This window comes from Acidovorax benzenivorans (assembly GCF_028680575.1).
GTDB classification, from domain to species: domain Bacteria; phylum Pseudomonadota; class Gammaproteobacteria; order Burkholderiales; family Burkholderiaceae_C; genus Acidovorax; species Acidovorax benzenivorans.
Map to the genome: position 1 here is coordinate 82,754 of NZ_JAPCKI010000018.1, position 22,660 is coordinate 105,413.

The 22,660-nt window shown below is 65.2% G+C and carries 24 protein-coding genes; 4 read left to right on the forward strand and 20 right to left on the reverse strand.

Translation table 11 applies throughout. From position 1 onward, the window contains the following. The first annotated feature begins 22 nt into the window (after nucleotides 1–22). The 4 genes from OIN59_RS21755 to asd all read left to right on the forward strand — a co-directional run bounded on the left by OIN59_RS21755 (nucleotide 23) and on the right by asd (nucleotide 3,423). On the forward strand, nucleotides 23–1,027 hold the full coding sequence (locus OIN59_RS21755; RefSeq protein ID WP_274113790.1) for a branched-chain amino acid ABC transporter permease: 1,005 nt from the start codon (nucleotides 23–25) through the stop codon (nucleotides 1,025–1,027). Then, nucleotides 1,020–1,793 carry an ABC transporter ATP-binding protein gene (locus tag OIN59_RS21760; protein WP_274113792.1) on the forward strand — a complete coding sequence of 258 codons (774 nt, stop codon included), beginning with the start codon at nucleotides 1,020–1,022 and terminating at the stop codon, nucleotides 1,791–1,793. Before OIN59_RS21755 ends, OIN59_RS21760 begins: the two co-directional genes overlap by 8 nt. A gap of 1 nt (nucleotide 1,794) precedes the next feature. Then, the gene (locus OIN59_RS21765) at nucleotides 1,795–2,508 is read left to right on the forward strand and encodes an ABC transporter ATP-binding protein (RefSeq protein WP_274113794.1); all 714 of its coding nucleotides are present in this window, start codon (nucleotides 1,795–1,797) and stop codon (nucleotides 2,506–2,508) included. Nucleotides 2,509–2,571: 63 nt separating this feature from the next. Further along, nucleotides 2,572–3,423 carry an archaetidylserine decarboxylase gene (gene asd / locus OIN59_RS21770; RefSeq protein ID WP_274113796.1) on the forward strand — a complete coding sequence of 284 codons (852 nt, stop codon included), beginning with the start codon at nucleotides 2,572–2,574 and terminating at the stop codon, nucleotides 3,421–3,423. Nucleotides 3,424–3,468: 45 nt separating this feature from the next. Here asd and OIN59_RS21775 read toward each other — a convergent pair whose 3' ends face one another. From OIN59_RS21775 to OIN59_RS21870, 20 genes are all read right to left on the reverse strand, one after another. Further along, on the reverse strand, nucleotides 3,469–3,678 hold the full coding sequence (locus OIN59_RS21775; RefSeq protein ID WP_274113798.1) for a hypothetical protein: 210 nt from the start codon (nucleotides 3,676–3,678) through the stop codon (nucleotides 3,469–3,471). A 116-nt stretch (nucleotides 3,679–3,794) separates the two neighbouring features. Further along, entirely contained in the window at nucleotides 3,795–4,610 is an 816-nt protein-coding gene (gene hutG, locus OIN59_RS21780) for an N-formylglutamate deformylase (protein ID WP_274113800.1), read from the reverse strand. Nucleotides 4,611–4,631: 21 nt separating this feature from the next. After that, nucleotides 4,632–6,017, reverse strand: a complete 1,386-nt coding sequence (locus OIN59_RS21785) for a formimidoylglutamate deiminase (RefSeq protein WP_274113802.1) — start codon at nucleotides 6,015–6,017, stop codon at nucleotides 4,632–4,634. Beyond that, complete coding sequence (gene hutI / locus OIN59_RS21790) at nucleotides 6,014–7,300, reverse strand: imidazolonepropionase (protein WP_274113804.1); 1,287 nt, start codon at nucleotides 7,298–7,300, stop codon at nucleotides 6,014–6,016. The genes OIN59_RS21785 and hutI overlap by 4 nt, the downstream gene beginning before the upstream one ends. Nucleotides 7,301–7,372: 72 nt before the next feature. Further along, nucleotides 7,373–7,999: a HutD/Ves family protein gene (locus tag OIN59_RS21795; protein ID WP_274113806.1), complete on the reverse strand. Its 627-nt coding sequence runs from the start codon at nucleotides 7,997–7,999 to the stop codon at nucleotides 7,373–7,375. Next, entirely contained in the window at nucleotides 7,999–8,892 is an 894-nt protein-coding gene (locus tag OIN59_RS21800) for a phytanoyl-CoA dioxygenase family protein (protein ID WP_274113808.1), read from the reverse strand. Before OIN59_RS21800 ends, OIN59_RS21795 begins: the two co-directional genes overlap by 1 nt. 58 nt (nucleotides 8,893–8,950) lie before the next feature. Then, nucleotides 8,951–9,745, reverse strand: coding sequence for an amino acid ABC transporter ATP-binding protein (locus tag OIN59_RS21805; RefSeq protein WP_274113810.1), 795 nt, complete (start codon nucleotides 9,743–9,745; stop codon nucleotides 8,951–8,953). Then, on the reverse strand, nucleotides 9,742–10,410 hold the full coding sequence (locus OIN59_RS21810) for an amino acid ABC transporter permease (protein ID WP_010465675.1): 669 nt from the start codon (nucleotides 10,408–10,410) through the stop codon (nucleotides 9,742–9,744). The genes OIN59_RS21805 and OIN59_RS21810 overlap by 4 nt, the downstream gene beginning before the upstream one ends. Nucleotides 10,411–10,444: 34 nt before the next feature. Continuing rightward, the gene (locus OIN59_RS21815; RefSeq protein WP_274113815.1) at nucleotides 10,445–11,194 is read right to left on the reverse strand and encodes a transporter substrate-binding domain-containing protein; all 750 of its coding nucleotides are present in this window, start codon (nucleotides 11,192–11,194) and stop codon (nucleotides 10,445–10,447) included. Nucleotides 11,195–11,225: 31 nt separating this feature from the next. Continuing rightward, entirely contained in the window at nucleotides 11,226–11,972 is a 747-nt protein-coding gene (locus OIN59_RS21820; RefSeq protein WP_274113817.1) for an IclR family transcriptional regulator, read from the reverse strand. Between the two features lie 109 nt (nucleotides 11,973–12,081). Continuing rightward, a complete protein-coding gene (gene hutU, locus OIN59_RS21825) occupies nucleotides 12,082–13,812 on the reverse strand; it encodes a urocanate hydratase (RefSeq protein WP_274113819.1) in 1,731 nt (576 codons plus the stop codon). Nucleotides 13,813–13,852: 40 nt separating this feature from the next. Beyond that, nucleotides 13,853–15,394, reverse strand: a complete 1,542-nt coding sequence (hutH, locus tag OIN59_RS21830; protein ID WP_274113821.1) for a histidine ammonia-lyase — start codon at nucleotides 15,392–15,394, stop codon at nucleotides 13,853–13,855. A gap of 65 nt (nucleotides 15,395–15,459) precedes the next feature. Next, a complete protein-coding gene (gene hutC, locus OIN59_RS21835) occupies nucleotides 15,460–16,275 on the reverse strand; it encodes a histidine utilization repressor (protein ID WP_274113823.1) in 816 nt (271 codons plus the stop codon). Between the two features lie 22 nt (nucleotides 16,276–16,297). Further along, nucleotides 16,298–17,077 (reverse strand): ABC transporter ATP-binding protein, encoded by a 780-nt coding sequence (locus OIN59_RS21840; RefSeq protein WP_274113825.1) that lies wholly within the window; start codon nucleotides 17,075–17,077, stop codon nucleotides 16,298–16,300. Further along, nucleotides 17,074–17,910, reverse strand: a complete 837-nt coding sequence (locus OIN59_RS21845) for an ABC transporter permease (protein WP_274113827.1) — start codon at nucleotides 17,908–17,910, stop codon at nucleotides 17,074–17,076. Before OIN59_RS21845 ends, OIN59_RS21840 begins: the two co-directional genes overlap by 4 nt. Before the next feature lie 23 nt (nucleotides 17,911–17,933). Further along, entirely contained in the window at nucleotides 17,934–18,899 is a 966-nt protein-coding gene (locus tag OIN59_RS21850; protein ID WP_274113829.1) for an ABC transporter substrate-binding protein, read from the reverse strand. 405 nt (nucleotides 18,900–19,304) lie between these two features. Then, a complete protein-coding gene (locus tag OIN59_RS21855; protein WP_274113831.1) occupies nucleotides 19,305–20,687 on the reverse strand; it encodes a sensor histidine kinase in 1,383 nt (460 codons plus the stop codon). Then, complete coding sequence (locus tag OIN59_RS21860; protein ID WP_274113833.1) at nucleotides 20,684–21,370, reverse strand: response regulator transcription factor; 687 nt, start codon at nucleotides 21,368–21,370, stop codon at nucleotides 20,684–20,686. The genes OIN59_RS21855 and OIN59_RS21860 overlap by 4 nt, the downstream gene beginning before the upstream one ends. Before the next feature lie 17 nt (nucleotides 21,371–21,387). Then, the gene (locus OIN59_RS21865; protein WP_274113835.1) at nucleotides 21,388–21,714 is read right to left on the reverse strand and encodes a hypothetical protein; all 327 of its coding nucleotides are present in this window, start codon (nucleotides 21,712–21,714) and stop codon (nucleotides 21,388–21,390) included. A 17-nt stretch (nucleotides 21,715–21,731) separates the two neighbouring features. After that, on the reverse strand, nucleotides 21,732–22,199 hold the full coding sequence (locus OIN59_RS21870) for a Spy/CpxP family protein refolding chaperone (RefSeq protein WP_274113837.1): 468 nt from the start codon (nucleotides 22,197–22,199) through the stop codon (nucleotides 21,732–21,734). Between the last annotated feature and the right edge of the window lie 461 nt (nucleotides 22,200–22,660).

A 22,660-nucleotide genomic window follows, 5' to 3' on the forward strand; every position in this document is an offset into this window, starting at 1 on the left:
TGGGGCGGCCCGGCGGCGGCTCATGAGCACCCCGCGCGCCAATATCGAAGTGCTGCCGCGCAGCGTGCAGTTCGCCCTGGCGCTGGGGCTGGCTGCGTTGCTGCTGTTCCCGGTGGTGGGCAGCGACTTTTATGTGCAGATGGTCACCCGCATGATGATCATGGCCATCTTTGCGATGAGCCTGGATCTGCTGCAGGGCGTGACCGGACTGGTGTCGCTGGGCCATGCCGCCTACTTTGGCGTGGCAGGTTACGCCCTCGCCTTCCTCACCCCCGCCGACATGCCGGTCAGCCTGTGGTGGTCGCTGCCGCTGGCAGTTGCCGCATCCGGGCTCGTGGCACTGGTGATCGGCTTCTTTGTGGTGCGCACCCACGGCATCTACTTCATCATGGTCACGATGGCGTTTGCGCAGATGGTGTTCTACCTTTTCTTCGACAACAAGGTGCTGGGTGGCTCGGACGGGCTGTACATCAACTTCCGGCCTGATGCTTCCGTTTTCGGCTGGCTGCCGTTCGACCTGGAAGGCCGCAAGACCTTCTACTACTTCACGCTGGCGCTGGTGGTGCTGGTCTACGTGCTGCTGCGCCGCCTGCTGTGGAGCCCGCTGGGCCGTGCGCTGGCAGGCATCCGCATCAACGAGCACCGCATGCGCGCCATGGGCTTTGGTACCCGGGGCTACAAACTCACGGCCTTCACCATCGCAGGTGCGCTGGCGGGCTTGGCAGGTTACCTGTGGGGAGCGCAAACCGGGTATGTGAACCCCGAACTGATGGGATTTCACATGAGCGCACACGCGATCATGATGGTCATCCTGGGCGGCATGGGTAACTTTGCGGGGGCCATCGTGGGTGCATTTGCCTTCGAGTACCTGCTGCACGTATTCAAGGACATCAGCAAACACTGGCAACTGTTGATGGGCAGCTTCATCGTGCTGGTGGTGGTGGCCGCGCCGCGCGGGCTGCTGGGCATGTTTGCGCAGCGCAGTGCGGCCAAGTCCGCCGCGCCGGAGGGTTCGCTCCATGGCTGAAGTCCTGTTGTCCGCACAGAAGGTGACCAAGCGCTTTGGCGGCCTGGCTGCCGTCAACGGTGTCTCGGTGGACCTGTGGCGGGGCAAGATCCACGCGGTGATCGGACCGAATGGTGCAGGCAAGTCCACGCTGACCAACCTGCTCTCGGGCGACCTGCCCCCCACCTCGGGCCAGGTGCTGCTGGGCGCCACCGATGTGACCGGCTGGGCGCCCGAGCGCATCTCGCGCCAGGGCCTGGGGCGCAGCTACCAGAAGACCAACATCTTTTTACCGCTCACGGTGCACGAGAACGTGCGCCTGGCGGCCCAGTCGCGCGATGCGCAGCAGCCCTGGAACCCGCTGCGCTGGTGGCCGGACACGCGCTCAGACACTATCAAAAACAGAGCAACCAGCGCACGACTGGAAAGCGCTATCGAGCTGTCTGGCCTCAAAGACCGGCGTACGGCGATTGCGGGAGCCATGAGCCACGGCGAGCAACGCCAGCTGGAAATTGCGATGACCCTGGCCACCGAGCCGCAGGTGCTGCTGCTCGATGAACCCCTGGCCGGCATGGGAGTGGCAGAGGCCGAGCGCATGGTCGAGCTGCTTCAGCGCCTCAAGCCCGCCCACGCGATCATGCTGGTGGAGCACGACATGGATGCCGTGTTCGCACTGGCCGACCGTCTCACGGTCATGGTCAACGGCGAGGTAATTGCGCACGGCACTCCGCCCGAGGTGCGCGCCGATGCCACAGTACAAGCCGCCTACCTGGGGGAGGACCACTGAGATGAGCACGCCCTGGATCGACGCCTGTGGCATCCACACCTTCTACGGCAGCAGCCACATCCTGCACGGCATTGATTTCACCGTGGGCCAGGGCGAGACCATCGGCCTGATGGGGCGCAACGGCATGGGCAAGAGCACCCTGCTCAAGTCGCTGATGGGCCTGGTCAAACCCCGCGCAGGCAGCGTGGCCGTAGCGGGCCGCGACATGACGGGCAAACCGCCCTACGAGGTCGCGCGCCTGGGCATTGCCTACGTGCCCGAAGGCCGAGGCATCTTCGGCAACCTGAGCGTGGTCGAGAACCTGCAGATGGCCGCCCGCGCAGGCACACGCGGCCAGCGCGACTGGACCTACGAACGTGTGCTGGAGACCTTCCCGCGCTTGAAAGAGCGCCTGGGCCATGGCGGGCAGCAGCTCAGCGGCGGCGAGCAGCAGATGCTGACCATCGGCCGCGCGCTGATGACCAACCCCGATGTGCTCATCCTCGACGAAGCCACGGAGGGCCTGGCGCCACTCATTGCCCGCGAAATCTGGCGCATCTGCAGCCTCATCAAAGACAGCGGCATCAGCAGCGTGATCGTGGACAAGAACTGGAAACACGTCACGCAGATCACCGACCGCAACGTCATCCTCGTCAAGGGCCAGGTGGTGTTTGACGGGAGCTCAGACGCGCTGCACGCGGAGCCGCTGTTGCTGGAGCAGTACCTCGGGGTATGACCTGTGCGGGCAGCGCTGCCCCGCCGATAGAATCGTCCGCTTTCGTCTTCGAGGGGTTCGCCCGTGTCTGATCGCCTGGCAGTTCTGCCGCAATACCTCCTGCCCAAACAGGCACTGACCACACTGGCTGGCAAGTTTGCATCGGCCCGGCTGGGCGGCCTGACCACGGCGGTGATCCGTCGCTTTGTCGCCCGCTACAACGTCAACATGGCCGAGGCGGCCAACCCCGACATTGCCAGCTACGCATCGTTCAACGACTTCTTCACGCGTGCGTTGAAGCCCGGCGCCCGCCCGCTGGCCCAGGCCGACCTGATCTGCCCCGTGGACGGTGCCATCAGCCAGTTTGGCCCCATCGCCAAAGACCAGATCTTCCAGGCGAAGGGGCACACCTACTCCACCACCGCACTGGTGGGTGGCGATGCAGCCGCAGCAGCCCGCTTTGACAACGGCCACTTCGCCACGCTGTACCTGAGCCCGCGCGACTACCACCGCATCCATATGCCCTGCGCAGGCGAGCTCACGCGCATGGTGCATGTGCCGGGTGATCTGTTTTCAGTGAACCCCACCACGGCACGCGGCGTGCCGGGCCTGTTTGCACGCAACGAGCGTGTGGTGTGCTTTTTTGAATCGGCCCAGGGGCCGTTTGTGCTGGTGCTGGTGGGTGCCACCATTGTGGGCAGCATGGCCACCGTGTGGCATGGCCAGGTCAACCCGCCACGCACGGGCACGCTGCGGCAGTGGGATTACACCAAGGGGCAGGTCAGCCTGCAGCAGGGTGAGGAGATGGGCCGCTTCTTGCTGGGATCCACCGTGGTGATGCTGTTCCCGGCAGGGCCGCTGCCATTCAACCCACAGTGGGCCCCCACACGGCCCATCCAACTGGGCGAGGCCATGGCGACGCGCGCGGCGGGCTGACCGGCTGACTCTTTTTTACCCCTCCGCTGCGCGGCGGGGAGTGACTTAGAACCTGTCTGGAACGCGCGTGAGATGAAAGGCCGTAGGCGTCACCTCAAGGGAATCCGGGTGCACGGGCTCCTCGTGGCCCACCAGGTAGATCATCAGCGCATTGCGGCGCACCACCACGTGGCTCACGGTTTCGCGCTGATGGTTCCATTGCACAAAGGCACCGGGCTTGAACAGGGGCATGTAGTAGTAGGCGGTGGGGTCCATGGCGTGCGGCTCCTCCCGCTACAACGGGCCGGTGCGTAAGCGCGTGCCCGAACGGCGGTCCATGGCGGACCGACCGGCCCATACTAGCACCGATAACCCCTGGAGGGACGCACCCTTCAAGCCGATTGCGCTGCCGCAAAGGCCAGCGTGGCCTGCAGCATGCGGCGCAGGTGCGGCTGCACGCCTGCCGCCACGTCGGGCAGGTAGTCAAACGGCAAGGCCTCCTGCATGTAGCTGCACTGCGTCATCTCCAGCTGCACCGCGTGAATGTTCTGCTCTGGCTGGCCATAGTGGCGCGTGATGTGCCCGCCCTTGAAGCGACCGTTGAGCACGGCGGTGTAACCCTTGGCCTCTTTGGCAATGGACAGCAGTTCATGCGCCAGCGCCGGGTCGCAGCTTTCGCCATTGGCCGTGCCCAGGTTCAGGTCGGGCAGCTTGCCTTCAAAAAAGCGCGGCAGCACCGAGCGGATCGAGTGGGCATCCCACAGCACGGCCACGCCATGCTGGGCACGGATGCGGTCGAGTTCGGCGCGCAGTTGCGCGTGGTACGGCGCCCAAACCGCATCGCGCCGCGCAGCCACCTCGGCGTCATCGGGCACGTCACCATGGGCGTAGATGGGCGTGTCATCAAAGGTATCGACCGGGCACAGGCCGGTGACGCTCTGGCCCGGGTACAGGCTGGCGCCATCGGGCGGGCGGTTCAGATCGACCACATAACGCGAGTGCGTGGCCACGAGGATGGAAGCCCCCATGTCTTTGGCAAACGCGTACAGCCGTTCCATGTGCCAGTCGGTATCGGGCACCTGGCGGGCCTCGTCCGTAAAACGTGCCGCGAGCGCCGCAGGCACATGGGTGCCTGCATGGGGCATGGACACCAGCAGCGGCGCGGTGCCGGGGTAGAAGACAAAAGGTGGTGGAGAGGTATCGATCATCACAGGTTCAAGGGTATGGATTCAATCTGGCGCTACGGTGGCCGAACGCGCGGCCACGAACGCATCGGCCGCCGCATCATGCAGCGCATGTCGGCCGCTGGCGATGCGCCGCTGGCCCGCCACCCACACGCTGTCGATGGCAGACGTGCGGTGGCTGCCGAACACGTGGGCCGACAACATGCTGTGTGCGGGCAGATCGCGCAGCGCCACATGCTGCGCGTCCAGCGCCACCAGGTCGGCCTGCTGGCCCACGGCCAGCCCGGCAATGGCCCGGCCTGCGGCCTGAGCCCCACCCTGCAAGGCCTGCAGCGTCATGGCGGTGGCCACCTCGGGTTGGGCCGGGGTGGCCAGCACATTGCGCTGGCGCAGCGTCAGACGCTGGCCGTATTCGAGCATCAGCAGCTCCTCGGCTGCGTTCACGCAGGCATGGCTGTCCGAGCCCACGCCCCAGCACCCGCCGTGCTGCAGCCACAGCGGCATGTCAAAAATGCCATCGCCCAGGTTGGCTTCCGTCGTGGGGCAGATGCCCGCCACGGCGCCCGTGCGGGCAGCGTCGGCGTATTCCTGCGGGGTCATGTGTGTGGCGTGCACCAGGCACCAGCGCTCGTCCACCGGAGCGTGGTCGAGCAGCCACTGCACGGGGCGCTGGCCGCTCCAGGCGACGCAGTCCTGAACCTCTTGCGTCTGCTCGGCAATGTGGATGTGGATCGGGGCCTGGGGGTTGAGCGCCGCGAGGCCCTGCGCCGCTGCCATCAGGCTGTCGGGCGGCACAGCACGCAACGAGTGCGGAGCCAGGCCCAGACCAGCCCTTTGCGCTTGTGCCACGGGCGCAAGGCGCTCCAATAATGAGAGCATGTTGTCCGTGCTGCGGATGAATCGGGCCTGGTCCGCACGCGGTGGCTTGGCGCCAAAACCGCTGGTCTGGTACAGCACCGGCAGCAGCGTGATGCCCATGCCTGCGTTCTGCGCAGCGCGCAGCAGTGCCAACGACAGCGTGGCATCGTCGGCATAGGGCGTGCCGCCTTGGTCGTGGTGCACGTAGTGGAACTCGCACACACTGGTGTAGCCAGCCTCCAGCATCTCCACGTACAGCCAGGTGGCAATGGCCTCCAGCGCCTGCGGCGTGATGCGCGCGGCAAAGCGGTACATCAGGTTGCGCCAGCTCCAGAAGCTGTCTTCTGCCTGGCCCCGGTATTCGGTGAGCCCCACAAACGCGCGCTGGAAGGCGTGCGAGTGCAGGTTGGGCATGCCGGGCAGCAGCGGGCCAGGCGCCCGAGCCACTCCCGCAGGGGCGATGCTGCCAGGGGTGACCTGGGTGATACGCCCTGCCCCATCCCACTCGATCAACACATTGCGCGCCCAGCCGGTGGGCAGCAGTGCGTCAGTGGCAAACAGTTGGTGCGTCATGGCAAGACTCCGTGAATGCGCCCTTGCCGCACGATGGTGCAGGCGGGCTTGTGCCCCAGCCAGTACGCCAGTTCGGCCGCCTCGCCCACAGGCCACAGCACAAAATTGGCGGGCCTGCCGGAGGCGATAAGGCCGTGGGTGTGCTGCAAACCCAGCGCACGTGCGGCATGGGTGGTGATGCCCGCCAGCGCCTCGGGCACCGTCAGGCGGAACAACGTGCAGGCCATGTTGGCCATGAGCAGCAGGCTAAGCGCTGGCGATGTGCCGGGGTTGTGGTCGGTGGAGACGGCCATGGGCACGCCCGCATCGCGCAACTGCGCGATGGGCGGCAAGTGCGTATCGCGCAGCGTGTAGTAGGCGCCGGGCAGCAGAACGGCCACGGTGCCTGCGGCTTTCATCGCAGCAATGCCGTCGGCCGACAGGTGTTCGATGTGGTCACACGACAGCGCACCGTAGCGCGCTGCCAGCGCTGCGCCGCCCATGTCTGACAGTTGCTCGGCATGCAGCTTGACGGGGATGCCCAGCTTTTGCGCGGCCTGGAACACCTGCTCGGTTTCGGCCAATGTGAAGGCGATGCGTTCGCAGAACACATCGACCGCATCCACCAAGCCCTCGGCCGCCAGCGCGGGCAGCATTTCGTGGCAGACCAGATCGATGTAGTCCTGGCTACGCCCCGCATACTCGGGCGGCAGCGCATGCGCGCCGAGGAAGGTGGTGCGCACCGTCACCCCCAACGCCTCGCCCAAACGGCGGGCCACACGCAACTGCTTGCGTTCGTGCTCCAGCGCCAAGCCGTAGCCGGACTTGATCTCGATGGCGCACACGCCTTCGTCCAACAAGGCCTGCAGGCGCGGCACGGCCAGGGCGAACAGTTCGTCCTCGGTGGCCTCGCGCGTGGCGCGGACGGACGACACGATGCCCCCGCCTGCCTTCGCCACCTCTTCATACGTAGCGCCTGCCAGTCGCATGGCAAACTCGTTGGCGCGTTGCCCGCCGTACACCAGATGGGTGTGGCAATCGACCAGGCCGGGGGTGGCGATAGCGCCCTGGCCGTCAAAGCGGGGCAAAGCGGCAAAGGCCGTTGGCACCTGGGCTTGGGGCCCCACCCACTGCACCACGCCCCCCTGCACCACCACACACGCCAGCGCGCCCTCGGGCACCGGCACATCCGCCACCCACAACGTGGCCACGGGCCGCAGGCCCAGCCACACGCCGTCGGCGCTGGGCGCTGACGAGAGCGTCGAGATCACTCCCTGCCTGTTGCCGTTTGCTGCTGTATTCATGGATTGATTTGCTATCTTTTATATAGCTACAAGCGCATATTCCACAAGCGCAAGCAGCCAATTTTTTTCAAATTATGTTGCAGTGGCCGTGTGCAGGGCCACCCAGGCCAGCACCGGCGCATCGTCGGCGGACGCGGCCCCGGTTGCGCCGCGCACAGGGGTGATGGACCGAGCCACCTCGCCCCCCCCATCCACCCACCACACGCCCTGCCCCGCCGTCAGCACCTGCGGTACCTTGCCGTCGGGCTCCTCCCACCGCCAGGCGCCTTGCAGCACCATGCACAGGCCTGCAGCAGCACCCGCTGCGGGCGGCAGCGCATCGCGCACCACCTGCAACGCACCTTGCCATGCACCCCGACGCAGCATGAGGTTGAAGTCGGTGGAGACACCGCCCAGCATGTGGCAGTCCACCGGCTCTTCGCCAGAGAACGCCAAGGGTTGCCAGCGCTGGGCCAGCGCATGCTGCCACTGCCCGACTGCGCCCTGCAGGTGCACACCATCCCCCTCCAGCAGCATGATCTGCCGGTCCACCCCCGGAAAAGCCGAGAACGGCCCAGAGCGCGCAATGGTCGCCACACTCACGCGCCATTCAAAACGATCCATGCCCGCGCCCAGCGGCCAGCACACCAGCTCACGCGTGCTGCCGCCACCGTTCTTCCACGGCACTGGGGGCGTGGTGGCCAAGTCCAGAAACTGCATCACGCCAGTTCACCCCTCAGCCTGTCATTGCCGTCCACCAGCAGCGGGAACAGCGGGTGGTCCATGGCGGCCCCTGCGGGCAGCTCATCGGCCAGGCCCGGAAACTCGGGCGAGGTCTTCCAAGGCCGGGGCGCGTGGCGTGTGTCGTCGCCCAAAAACCGCACCGAGAACACGCGGCGCCGGTTGGTGCCCTCCACCCCGCCTGACGCATGCAGCGTGAGCATGTGAAAACACACCACGTCGCCGGGCTCGATCTCCCAACCCACGATGGGAAAGGCGTCGCGGCGGGCCTCGACATCGGGCAGGTCTTGCAGGCTGCCTTCAGGGAACCACTTCGCCTGGTTGTCCATGAAGGTGCGCGGCATGAGCCACGGCCCCTTGTGCGAACCGGCCACGAATTCGAGCGTGGCGGCACGGGATACCGGGTCCACCGGAATCCACATGCTGATGTTCTGCAGGCCGTCGATGTTGTAGTACGGCTGGTCCTGGTGCCACGGCGTGCGCTGGCGCGTGCCCGGCTCTTTCACCAGCACATGGTCGTGGTACAGCCGCACGGTGCGCGACTGCATGAGCCGCTGGGCAGCCAGGGCCAGCGGGGTTTCGTGCACGAAGCGGCCAAACTGCGGGATGTCCTGCCAGTTGCAAAAGTCCTCGAAGAACCGGCCCGGGTCGTCGGGCCGGCTGGCCACCTTGGCACGCGGGCTGGGCGCGGCCAGGTTGGCGTCGATGCCTTCGCGCAGCAGCGCTACCTCTTCGGGCGTGAGCAGCTGTTTGATGCACAGGGCGCCGTCACGGTCAAAGCGGGCAATGTCGTCTTCGGTCAGGCGTGCCTGCAAACGCTGGTGAAAGCGCTCTTGCAGGCGCGGGTCCATGGCGGGTGATAGCGAGGGCATGCGGGCTTGTCTCCTGTTGTGTTGTTGACCTTCGTCGTGCACCACGCCACACCCGGCCTCAGGCGCGGGTCAGCACGGCCTGCAGGAAGGAGCGCGTGCGCTCCTGCGTGGGGTTGGTGAAGATGGTGGCGGGCAAGCCTGCCTCGATGATGCCGCCGCCGTCCATCACCACCACCACGTCGCCCACCTCGCGTGCAAAGTCCATCTCGTGCGTCACGACCATCATGGTCATGCCTTCGCTGGCCAGCAGCTTCATGACCTGCAGCACCTCGCCCACCAGCTCGGGGTCGAGCGCCGACGTGGGCTCGTCGAACAGCATCACGCGCGGTTCCATGGCCAGCGCGCGGGCAATGGCTACACGCTGCTTTTGCCCACCCGACAGGCTGGCGGGCATGGCCCCAGCCTTGTGCGCCAGGCCCACCTTGGTCAGCAGGGCCTGGGCACGCTCCTCGGCCTCCTTGCGCGAGAGGCCGCGCAGCTTGCGCGGGCCCAGCGTGACGTTGTCGAGCACCGACAGGTGTGGGAACAGATTGAACGACTGGAACACCATGCCCACTTCTTCGCGCAGGGCGTTGAGGTCATGGTCCGGCAGCATGCGGCCGTCCTGCACCAGCGTGCGGCCGCAGATCTCCACCGAACCGCCCTCGGGCTGCTCCAGGCCGTTGCAGCAGCGCAAAAAGGTGCTCTTGCCCGAGCCACTGGGCCCGATGACCACCACCACTTGCGACGGCAACACATCAAAGTCGATGCCGTTCAGCACCACATGGTTGCCGAACGACTTGCGCAGTCCGCGAATGCGCACGATGGGCTCTGCGGCCGGGCCCGCTCCGTTCACGACAGACGACTTCTTCATTGCACCATCCCCCCGGCACGAAGGCGCAACTCCATGCGACGCAGCACCAACGAAGTGACACCCGTGAGGATGAAATACACCACCGCAATCGCCAGGTACACCTCCAGCGAACGGTACGACACACTGATGATCTTCTGCCCCTCATGCATCAGGTCATGGATGGTGAGCAGCGACACCAGTGCCGAGTTTTTTATGAGTGCGATGAATTCATTGCCCAGCGGCGGAATCATGCGCACCACGGCCTGCGGCAGCACCACGGTGCGCATGGCCAGGCCCGACGACATGCCGATGGAGCGCGCTGCCTCCATCTGCCCCTTGTCGATGGACTGGATGGCGCCGCGCACCACCTCGGACACATAGGCGCCCGAGTAGATGCCCAGGCCGATCACGCCGCACACAAAGGCGGGCAACAGAATGCCGAACTGCGGCAGGCCAAAGAACAGGATGAACAGCTGCACCAGCAGCGGCGTGCCACGAATCGCGGCCACATAGGCGGTGCACAGGGCGTAGACCACCCGGCGCTTGGGGTTCAGGCGGCCAATGCCCACCAGCAGGCCCATGACACAGCCCAGCAGCAGCGAGGCAGCCGTGATTTCCACAGTGACCAGCGCGCCCGCCAGCAACTGGGGCAACCCGGCCCAGACAGGAGAAAAATCGAGTTCCATGGCTCAGTTCGGCAACGGTCAGTGGGTCAGGGGCTTACTTGGCAGCGCTGTTGCTAAACCACTTCTTGACGATGGCCGCATAGGTGCCGTCGGCCTTGAGCTTGGTGATGGCGCCGTTGACGGCCTTCGTCAGCTCGGGCGTGTCTTTGCGCAGTGCCATGCCGTACTCTTCGGTGGTGAGCTGCTCATCGAGCACACGCAGGCCGGGGCGGGTACGCACGTACTGGAACGCGGCTGGCTTACCGGTCACGGCGGCATCGGCGCGGCCAATGTCCACCAGGTTGAACATTTCCTGGTTCTTCTCGACCTCGACGCGCTGCACCTTGGGGAATTTTTCGGTCAGGTACGCCACCGACTTGGTGCCCACCTGCACGCTGACTTTCTTGCCATCCAGGTCGGCCAGCTTGTTGATGGCCTTGTTGTCGGCCTTCACCATCACCACCAGGCCACCGGCGTAGTAAGAGTCGGTGAAGTCCACCACCTTCTTGCGCTCGTCGGTGATGTAGATGGCCGATACCGCCATGTCAAAACGCTTGGAGATCAGACCGGGAATCAGGCCCTTGAAGTCGATGTCCACCCATTCGACCTGCTTGCCCATGGTCTTGGCAATCGCTTCCACCAGCTCGACGTCAAAGCCCGTGCGTTTGCCGTTCTCGACAAACTCCATGGGCGGAAACGTGGCATCGGTGCCCACACGCAAGACGTTGTCTTGGGCCTGTGCACCCGCGGTGCAAAAAGCTGCGGCGGCCAGGCTGGCCAGAAGAAGGTTGCGACGAAGGTTCATGGTGAAAGCTCCTGGGGAGGGGTGAGGGAAATCAGGGAGAAGTGAGCTGGCGGGAGATGCGCGCCGCGGCAACGACAGCCATGCCGGTGAGCGCGGCCTCCTGCCCCTGGGCTCGCAAGATCGGGGCCATCAGGGTGATGGCTCCGGCGGCCTGCCGGGGAGAGCCGAACACGGGCACGCTGACGCCCCAGACACCGGCATCCACCTCACCAGTGCTGACGGCGTAGCCAGCCTTGGCAATGCCTTCCAGCTCGGTCAGCGCCGCCTGGCGCTCGGTGGTGCCTGCGCCGTAGTGCAGGTCCAGAATGGCATTGCGCGTGACCGGGGCCACATGGGCGAGCAGGCACTTGGCAGAAGCACCAGCGCGCAGCGGCACGCTGCGCCCTTTTTCAAACGAGCAGCGCAGGGCCTGCGTGCTGTCCACCATGTCCAGGCACACCACGCTGTCGTTCACGGCCACCACCAGCCCCACGCTTTCATGGGACTGCCGGGCCAGGGCCTGCATGTCCGGCCGCGCGTGGTGCACCAGGTGCGACGCCATGTCAAAGCCCAGGGCCAGTTGCAGGCTCAGCGGCCCGGGCGCGTAGTGCCCGCTGCTCTCCAGCACAAAGCCCCACAGCTTGAGCCGTGCGAGCTGCCGGTACAGCGTGCTGCGCGCCAGGCCCGTGGCCTCCACCAGCTCGGCGGCCGACATGGGCTGGCCATGCTGCGCCAGCACCGCCAGCACGTGCAGAACACGGTCGGCGGCGGCAACGGAGGTCGGTCCACGGGTGGGCATGGACTCAGTATCAAAGGATTGCAGCTGCATTCAAACCCAACATTCCCACCGAATGGGAATGCCGTTCCCTTTTTTCACATCCCTGTCACACCTCCTTGCTGACGCTGTTTCACTTCACCATGGGCAGCTTCAGGCCCTGCTTCTTCGCCGTTTCCACGGCCAATTCATACCCCGCATCGGCATGGCGCATCACGCCGCTGCCGCAGTCATTGACCAGCACGCGCGCCAGGCGCTCGGCCGCCGCATCAGTGCCATCGGCCACGATGACCATGCCCGAGTGCTGCGAGTAGCCCATGCCCACGCCGCCGCCGTGGTGCACGCTGACCCAGGTTGCGCCGCCTGCGGTGTTGAGCAGCGCATTGAGCAGCGGCCAGTCGCTGACGGCGTCGGTGCCGTCCTTCATGGCTTCGGTCTCACGATTGGGGCTGGCCACGCTGCCGGTGTCCAGGTGGTCGCGGCCGATGACGATGGGTGCCTTCAGCTCGCCGCTCTTGACCATCTCGTTGAAGGCCAGGCCCGCGATGTGGCGCTCGCCCAGGCCCAGCCAGCAGATGCGCGCGGGCAGGCCCTGGAAGGCGATGCGCTCGCCCGCCATGTCGAGCCAGCGGTGCACGTGCTGGTTATCAGGGAACAGCTCCTTGATCTTGGCGTCGGTCTTGCGGATGTCCTCGGGATCGCCCGAGAGCGCCACCCAGCGGAACGGGCCCTTGCCTTCGCAGAACAGCGGGCGGATGTAGGCGGGCACGAAGCCGGGGAAGTCGAACGCGTTTGCCACGCCTTCGTCGAACGCCACTTGGCGGATGTTGTTGCCATAGTCCACTGTGGGGATGCCCATGGCCTGGAAGTCGAGCATGGCCTGCACGTGCACGGCGCAGGAACGGGCTGCGGCCTTCTTCAGGACTTCGTGTTGCGCCACATCCTGCTGCGCCGCGCGCCATTGCTCCACCGTCCAGCCGCTGGGCAAGTAGCCGTTGACCAGATCGTGGGCCGAGGTCTGGTCGGTGACCAGGTCGGGCTTCAACCCACCCGCCTGGGCGCGCTTCACCAGTTCGGGCAGCACATCGGCCGCGTTGCCCAGCAGCGCGATGGAAATGGCCTCCTTGGCCGCCGTGTGTTGCTGAATGAGTTCGATCGCATGGTCAATGTCACGCGCCTGCTTGTCCACATAGCGCGTGCGCAGGCGAAAGTCGATGCTGCTTTGCTGGCACTCGATGTTGAGCGACACCGCGCCCGCAAACGTGGCGGCCAGCGGTTGTGCACCGCCCATGCCGCCCAGCCCGGCTGTGAGAATCCACTTGCCCGCCAGCGAGCCGCCGTAGTGCTGACGCCCGGCTTCGGCAAAGGTCTCGTAGGTGCCTTGCACGATGCCCTGCGTGCCGATGTAGATCCAGCTGCCCGCAGTCATCTGGCCGTACATGAACAAGCCCTTCTGGTCCAGCTCGCTGAAGTGCTCCCAGTTGGCCCACTTGGGCACCAGGTTGGAGTTGGCCAGCAGCACGCGCGGTGCGTTGGCGTGGGTCTTGAACACGCCCACGGGCTTGCCAGACTGGATGAGCAGAGATTCGTCCTCGTTCAAGTCTTTGAGTGAGGCGAGGATCTGGTCATAACACGCCCAGTTGCGCGCGGCACGGCCAATGCCGCCGTACACCACAAGGTCCTGCGGGCGCTCGGCCACCTCGGGGTCCAGGTTGTTCTGGATCATGCGGTAGGCGGCCTCGATGAGCCAGTTTTTGCAGGTGAGCTGGCTGCCGCGCGGTGCGCGGACCACGCGGCTGGCGTCGTGGCGCGGGTCGGTGTTGGAGGAAGCTGCGGCAGCGATGATGGCGTCGTTGGCGTTCATGGTGGGCTCCTGGTAATCGATGGGTGGGAAGTTAGATGGATCAGGCGTGGCTGGGCAGACATTGCGTGAGCGCTACAGGCCATGCGGACTGCTGGGCCCATTCGCGCATGGCTTCGATGTCGGTGGCGAGGAAGCGGTCTTGCTCCAGATAGGCCACGCGCTGGCGGATGGCGGCGAACTGGTTCTCGATGAGTGGCGAGGATTTCAGGTGACGGTCGAACTCCATGCCCTGCGCTGCGGCCATGGCCTCAATGCCGACCATCACGGCTGCATTGCGCACCATGTCGCCCAGGCGCCGCGCACCGTAAGTGGCCATGGAGACATGGTCTTCCTGGTTGGCCGATGTGGGCAGGCTGGTCACGCTGCTGGGGTTGGCCAGGCACTGGTTCTCGGCAGCCAGCGCGGCGGCGGTGACCTGCGCGATCATGAAGCCGGAGTTCACGCCGCTGTCGCGGATCAGGAACGCAGGTAGGCCCGACAGGCCGGGGTCGAGCAGCAACGACAGGCGGCGCTCGGAGATGGCCCCGATCTCGGCCACGGCCAACGCGATGATGTCGGCCACAAAGGCCACGGGCTCGGCGTGGAAGTTGCCGCCAGAGATCACGTCGCCGTTGTCAAAGACCAGGGGGTTATCGGACGCCGCATTCGCCTCGATGGTCAGCACGCGCGCGGCATGGTGCAGGTTATCGAGGCACGCGCCCATCACCTGCGGCACGCAGCGGATGGAGTATGGGTCCTGCACTCGGCCGCAGTTCGGGTGCGAGGGGTCGATGGCGCTACCGTCCAGCAGCGCGCGCACGGCGGCGGCCACGGCGATCTGCCCGGCCTGGCCGCGTGCCTCATGGATGCGCGCATCAAACGGCTTGACCGATCCCTTGATGGCTTCGAGCGACAGACAACCTGCGACCAGTGCGGCAGCAAACACGCTCTCTGCCCCGAACAAACCGGCCAGCGCGAGCGAGGTGGACACCTGTGTGCCGTTGAGCAGCGCCAGCCCTTCCTTAGGGCCCAGCACAAACGGCTGCAAACCGATGGAACGCATGGCCTCGGCGCCCGACACCACCGTGCCATCCACCTTGGCCTGCCCTTCACCAATCAGCACGCAGGCCAGGTGCGCCAGCGGCGCCAGATCGCCGGAGGCCCCCACCGAGCCCTTGGCCGGGATCACGGGCAGCACATTGGCATTGGCCATGGCCAACAGCGCATCCACGATCTCGGGACGGATGCCCGAATGGCCACGCGCGAGGCTGATGGCCTTGGTGGCCAGGATGAGGCGCACCACGTCGTCCGGCAATGGATCGCCCGTGCCCACGCTGTGCGACAGCACCAGGTTGCGCTGCAGCTCGGCCAGGCGCTCGTGGGCTATCTTGGTGCTGGCCAGCTTGCCAAAGCCGGTGTTGATGCCATAGACCACCTGGTCTTCATCGACGATACGCTGCACCGTGGCCAGCGACGCCTGCATGAGGGCGCGTGCCGACGGGTCCAGCGACAGCTGCACGGGCGCGGCGTGGATGCTGCGCAGTTCAGCCAGCGCGACGCGGCCGGGGTGCAAGGTCAGGGAGGATGCGGTGGTTTTTGTCATGGCGTTGATCCTGTATATACAAGTAGGTACAAGCGAAAAAATTCAGGGCTTTTGGCGAAAATCTTTCAACCGGCGACGGGGTTGCCGTCGGCTCGGAAGCGGCTGCCCAAACGGTATCGGGTCGCGGGGTGCAAACAGCGCACCACGGTAATCGGCACCCCGCGCGACCAGGTGCGGCGGGTGAGCAGCAAGCACGGCTCTTGCGGAGACATCTCCAGCAGCGTAGCTTGCTCGGCGGTGGGCATGACGGCGTCAACTACATGCTCGATCTGGTCGAACGGCACGTTGCGCACCAGGTACTCGGAAGGCTGCAGCAGCGTGAAGTCCTGCACAGCAAACTGGGGCACCTGGCGCGGGTTCACATGGCGGTCTTCCAGTTGCACGGGCAGGCCGTCTTCGCGGTGGATACACAGCGAATGGAACACCGACTCCCCCGTGCGCAGGTCCAGCGCGGCCGCCACCTCCAGCGTGGCGGAGGTGCGTTCCACAGTGAGCACATCGCAGCGGTAGTCGTGCCCGCGCTGGCGGATCTCGCTGGCCAGGTTGGCGATCTGCAGCAGCGTGGACTGGGGTTTGTCTTCGGCCACAAAGCTGCCCACACCGGCCACCCGCACGATGCGGCCCTGCTCCACCAGCTCGCGCAGTGCACGGTTCACCGTCATGCGCGAGATGCCGAACTGGGTGACCAGCTCGTTCTCGGACGGCAGGCGGTCGCCCGCGCGCCAGATGCCCTCCTGGATCTTGCGCGAGATATGGTCCTTGATCTGCTCGTACAGCGCCATGGCTTGTGCGGGCGCAGCCACCACCGCTGCCACGGCCTTGGTGGGCTGAGCACTGCGGGGCGCAGTGGCTATGGTGCGGCGGGAAGGACGGGCGCTCATAAGGGGAAGCAGTCAGTCAGGCTCAATGCAAGTCAGCCGCCATGGATTCGGCGCGGATTTCTTCCGTCAAACGCGCCTTGAGGTCCATGAACTCGGGGCTGGTCTTGATCGTGTAATGGCGCGGATGCGGCAAGTCCACAGCCAGCTCGGTCTTGATGCGGCCGGGCCGGGCGCTGAACACAGCCACGCGGTTGGCCATGAAGATGGCTTCGTCGATGTCGTGGGTGACGAAGAGCACGGTCTTGCGCTCGGCCTCCCAGATGCCGAGCAGCAGCTCTTGCATGAGCACGCGGGTCTGGTTGTCGAGCGCGCCGAAGGGCTCGTCCATCAGCAAGATCTTGGGGTCGTTGGCCAGGGCGCGCGCAATGGCGGTGCGCTGCTGCATGCCGCCCGACAGCTGCTTGGGAAAGTGCTGCTCGAAGCCGCGCAAGCCCACCTTGGCGATGAAGTACGCGGCGCGCTCTTTTTGCTGCGCCTCGGGCATGCCGCGCTCGCGCAAGCCAAAGCGGATGTTCTGCTCGATGGTGAGCCAGGGGAACAGCGTGTAGCTCTGGAACACCATGCCACGCTCGGCGCCGGGGCCTTCGACGGGTGCGCCGTCGAGCAACACACGGCCACTGGTGGCGTGGTCCAGACCCGCCACGATGCGCAGCAGCGTGGATTTGCCGCAACCCGAAGGGCCCAGGATGGTGACGAAGTCGTTGTCACGCACTTCAAAATCGACCGGCTGCAGCGCCTGCGTGCGCTGGCCTTTAGCGGTCTCGAACACGCGCGAGACGGCTTGAATGGATACGCGGCTCATCGCACAAAACTCCAGGCAAACAGACGGTGGTTGAGCGCCTTGAAGGCGAAATCGGACACCAGCCCGATGAGGCCGATGATGATGATGCCGAAGATGATCTGGCCGGTGTTGAGCAACGACTGGCTGTCGGTGATCATGTGACCGATACCACTGGACGAGCCGATCAGCTCGGCCACGATGACATAGGTCCAGGCCCAGCCCAGCACCAGGCGCAGGGTCTCAGCAATCTCAGGGGCGGCGCCCGGGATGAGCACGCGGGTGACGATGCCCTTGTGGCCCGCGCCCAGCGTGTAGGCAGCCTCGACCAGATCGCGCCGCGCGCCGCCCACCGTCACGGCGACCATCAGCGTGATCTGGAAGACCGAGCCGATGAAGATGACAAGGATCTTCTGCGCCTCGCCAATGCCCGCCCACAGGATGAGCAGCGGAATGAAGGCCGACGCGGGCAGGTAGCGGCAGAACGAGACGAAGGGCTCAAAGAAGGCCTCAATGCCCTTGTAGGCACCCATCGCAATACCCAGCGGCACGGCGATGACGGCGGCCAGGATGAAGCCGCCGAACACGCGCCACACCGTCATGCCGATGTCCTTGTGAAAGCCGTATTCGCTGAACAGCAGCCAGCCTTCCTTGGCCATGGTGACAGGGCTGGCCAGGAAGGTGGGCGACACGAAGCCGCCCAGCGTGAAGAACGCCCATACCAGCACGAACAACACAAAAAAACCGAAGCCCAGCAGCCAACGGGCGCGGGCGGTCACAGGCTCCAGCGGAGCCAGTGAACGCCGCCGCACAGGGGCTTTTGGCTCGGTAACGGACAGGGGTTGCACGGCAGACATGGCGCGTTCTTCTTCCAGTTTTTTTACTTGATGAAGCTCGCGTCGAACGTCACCGCCAGGTCTTCATTCGCCTTGCGAATGATGCCGGCCTCCAGCAGGATGGCCGTGGCATCCTTCATAAAGGTGGACAGCTCGCCCGCAAAGAACTTCTGGTTGGCGGCCTTGTCCTGCCAGCGCAGGAAGGACGACGACTTGGCGAACTGCTCACCCGTCTGCTTGACGGCCGCACCCATAATTTCGTTGGACTTGGTCGGGTCGGCCTTGATCATGTCCAGCGCTTGGAAGTACGAATTGGCCAGTGCCTGAGCCGCCTTGCCGTTGGCCTTGAGCCAGGTGGGGTCGCAGCCCACGGTGTCCATCACCATGGGATAGTCGAGCGTGGTGGCCAAAATCTTGCCCGCAGCAGGGTTGTCGCGCACGGTGGAGAGGTAAGGCTCGTACGTCATGGCAGCGTCGTTCTGCCCTGCCACGAAGGCCTGCGCAGCCGCCTGGGGCGACAGCGTGGTGGTCTTCACGTCCTTGAGGCTCATGCCGTTCTTGCTGAGCATCCAGGCCAGGCCAAAATATGGGGCAGTGCCGGGCGCATCCACGCCAATGGTCTTGCCCTTGAGGTCGGCAAAGCCCTTGATGTCGCCACGCACCGCGATGCCGTCGGCGCCGTAGGACTTGTCCATCTGGAAGATCTGCACGATGGGCACGCCGTTGGCGTTCCAGGCCACATGCGTCTCGACCGTGGTGGCGGCGCACTGGATGGACTTGGAGGCCAGGGCCAGGTGGCGGTCCTTCTGCGGAATCATCTTGATCTCCACATCCAAGCCATTCTTCTTGAAGATGCCTGCCTTGTCGGCCAGGGTGAGCGGCGCAAAGCCCGTCCAGCCGGACATGCCCAGCACGATTTTGGTGTCCTGCGCCTGGGCCGGTGCGGCCAGGGCCATCATGCATGCCGTTGCCGCTGCCAGCGACGTCCATTTCACAACCGATCGAGTCATCATCTGCTCCTATTTGAAGAAAGTACCTTGGCCCAGCCCACCGGAACGCGCCTGCGTACCGGCGGCCATGATGACAGTTTCAGCATACCTGTATATACAGGGTAAACACTGAATAAACCGACTCATGCGAGGGGTGCCAATCTTCAGCAAGAACAGGGCCAGGGGAGACGGTGACTGTACCAACAGCCTGTGCCCCCCGCGAATCACTCCTATTTTGATAGCTGCCAAGGCAATATCAATAAGCGCCACGAGGCAAAATAGCACTATGTTTCCCCTCAGAGGCCCACAGCGGCTCCTTGGGCACTACCCGCTCCCTGCACCAGGGCTGTGCGCCTGGCGACCACCGTCGGTGCAACACAACCCGGCGCGAAAGGGGCGAACCTGTCTATGCCACAGGCCGACGACCTATTCCACCACGGGCAAACGCACGGTGACCGACAGGCCGGGCTCTGCATTGCGCATGTGCAACTGCCCATCATGCGCCTGCGCCACCAGGCGGCACAGGTACAAGCCCAGTCCCACACCACCGGTGGCGCGCTGGCGTGCGGTGTCGGGGCGGTAGAACGCCTGGGCCAAGTGCGGCAGATGCTCAGGGGGCACGCCGCGCCCATGGTCACGCACCTCCAGCTCCAGCACCCTCCCGTCGTCCACCAGCCGCAGGTGCAGCTCCGGCGGGGTGGCACCAGACTCACTGTGGCGCAGACTGTTGTCCAGCAAGTTGCGCAGCAGCAGCCGCAGGCGGGACCGGTCGAGCCGCACCGCAGGCAGGCCCGGAGCCACATGCAGGGCAATGTCGGCAGCCCCCGCATGGCGCGGGCACAGATCGGACACCACCTCGCGGGCCAACTCTGCGACATCAGTGGGCTCACGGTGCAGCGCTGCATGGCGGCCCGCCAGGCGCTCGCTCTCCAACAGGTCGGTGATGAGGCCCGCCATTTCGCCCAGGTCGCGCATCAGCGCCAGGCGTTGGGGCTGCACATCAGCCGTCTCGGGCAGTAGCTCGGTGTTCAGGCGGGCCCGCGTAAGCGGGCTGCGCAACTCATGGCTCATCGCCAGCAACAGTGCGCGCTTGGCCTCCAGCATCTGGTGGATGTCGTCCCCCATGGTGTTGATGGTGTCGGCCAACTGGCCCAACTCATCCGGCCGATGGGCATGCCGCACGGGGATCGGCTGGGCAAAGTTGCCGTTGCCAAAACGCTGTGCCCCCTGGCGAATGTCGTCCAGTGGCCGCAGCAGATGGCGCACATACACATAGGCCAGCGCCGTGAGCAGCAGCAGCACCGTGAGCGTGCCCCACGCAATGCGCGGGCGCTTGTCCCACGACAACGCGTTCAGGCCGAACTCGATGTGGTGTCCATCTGCCGTCGCGCGGTGCAGCAGGCTGTGCCCGTTCTCGTCCCCGGTCCAGCGGTCTTCCTGCCGGACCTTGTCGCTCATCCAGTGGGGGTTTTGCTGGTCGGGGTGCGACGCCCAGTGGATCTGCGGGCCGTCGATGCGCAAGGTCAGCGGCAGGCGGTTGGCAATCGCCTGCGCGCGCTCAATGCTGGGCGGGCTGCCAATCTCGGCCGCCAGGCGATCCACATAGTCCATCAGCAGCGGCCGCGCCGCCTCGCGCCAGCCCACGGACACGGCCTTTTGCACGCCCCCCATGAAGGTGACCGCCACAGCCACCGCCAACGCCATGAACACCAGCACCAGCCGAATGCGCAGCGAATGCCCGACCGCGTGCCGCGCACGGCGATGCCAGGGGCAGTTCGGATCGTGGGCAGGCGAAAAAATCTTCCTCATGGGGCAGCACGGCGCAAGGCCAGGGAGTAACCAACATTGCGCAGCGTCTTGATGCAGTCCAGCGGCTCCAGCTTCTTGCGCAATCGACTTACCACGATGTCCACCGCGCGGGTGTACAGCTCGGCCTCATGGCCGCGCAGCTGGTTCAGGATGTCATCGCGGCTGAAGACTTTGCCGGGCTCGCGCGCCAAAAGGTGCAACAGGTCGAACTCGGTACCGGTCAGCTCCACCACCACGCCATGGCGCTGCACACTGCGGCGGGCTGCGTCGATGGAGAGGCCCTCAAACTCCAGCGCCCCCCCGACAGCGCCCTGCCCTGGCGCCCTGCGGCGCCGCAGCACTGTCTGCAGGCGTGCCACCAGCTCACGCGGCTCAAATGGCTTGGGCAGATAGTCATCAGCCCCCAGCTCCAGCCCCACCACCCGATCCATCACCTCGCCACGAGCGGTCAGCATCACGATGGGCAGGTCGCCCTGCTTGCGAATGGTGCGGCACAACTCGAACCCATCCATTTCAGGCAGCATCACGTCGAGGATGGCAGCGTCAAAACCACCCCCCGTCAGTTGGGCCAAGCCGTCGCTGGGTCGAAGGGCGTGGACCAGCTCCAGCTCAAAGCGCTGGAAATATGTAGCCAGGGGTGCGCCCAGCTGCGCGTCGTCGTCAATCAGCAATATGCGGTGCATGAGCCATTCTCACACCGTCAGGCGCGCTCTCCATGCGCCGCCTCGGCCGGAACACTCACCGCACACAATGCACGGTGCCGCACGATGAGTCGGCGCAAACGCCCCTGCGCACCGGCATGGAGCGCATCAAAATGATCGGCCGCCGCCAGCAAAGCGGGCAAGGTGTGGGCCGCCACAGAGGGCTGGCGGGCCACCAGGCCCATTGCGTGCTCGCGGTCAAAGCGTGGCCCCCACACGAGCGACATCAGCTCATCGTGGGGCTCCGGCATACCCGACAGCAGCGCAGGCCCGTGCGCACGCACGCCTTGGGCCAGGCGGTGAATAGGTTCCAGCGTGGGTGACATGCGATGCTCCTCGCCCATCACCCACGGGCCATCCAGCCCTTGCGTCGCTGCATCAGCTCGCGCACTTTTTGCTGCTGCTCCGGGTTCAGGCTGTCATAAAAGTCGGCCATCGCATTGACCACCGCGGGGCTGTGGGCCTGCACCGCACGGGTCTTGTCTTCAAGCAGGGACTGCGCCCGTTCGCGATCAAACTTGTCGCCAGCCACAATGGCCTGCACCTCGGCACGGGGGTCTGCGGTCTTGCCGATGAACGCCGCACGCTGGGCTTCCAGTTGATCAGCCAGTGCATTGAGCTTGGTCTTCTGAACCTCGTTCAGATTCAGCTTGCTACTCACCCGATCCACCACCTTGCCGCGCACTTCAGCCATTTTTTCTGCGGTCATCGGCCCACGCTGGTGGTGTCCGCTAGAGCAGGCCGTCAGCCCCCCCACCGCAATGGACGCACCAAAAATGCCCATCAGCGTTTTCTTGATCCAGGGTTTCATGATGCAGTCCTTTCAAAGACGGTATGGAACATGAACCTGATGGTGCCCGCTGGGGCCTAGGACGTCGTCTCGACCCAGTTTCGGTTTATTTCATTTTGTTTCTTGGTGATCCAGGCGGGATGGACTGACGCGTCTTTGAATGAGATATTGGCGCGAGAGCGTAGTGATGCTGAATGTCGCAACCCATATCAGGTCCGGCACACCTGCGCATCCACCCTGCTCACGGTCGGCCAAAACCATTGGCATGTCGCCCAGCCGCTGGAGCACGGGGATGTCGAAATGGTGTGCGCACCTGCGGCAGGTTCATCCGCGAGGACTATCAGAAGCCCAAGGCTTGTTAGTGCCAGTGCAAACGTGAGCAGCAGTGCCAGTCGAACATTGACCAGGGGCTGGAGCTGGTTCCATTAGAAGCCAGCTGTGGATAACTATAGGTTGGATGCTTCGGTAGGTCCTCCTTTTTT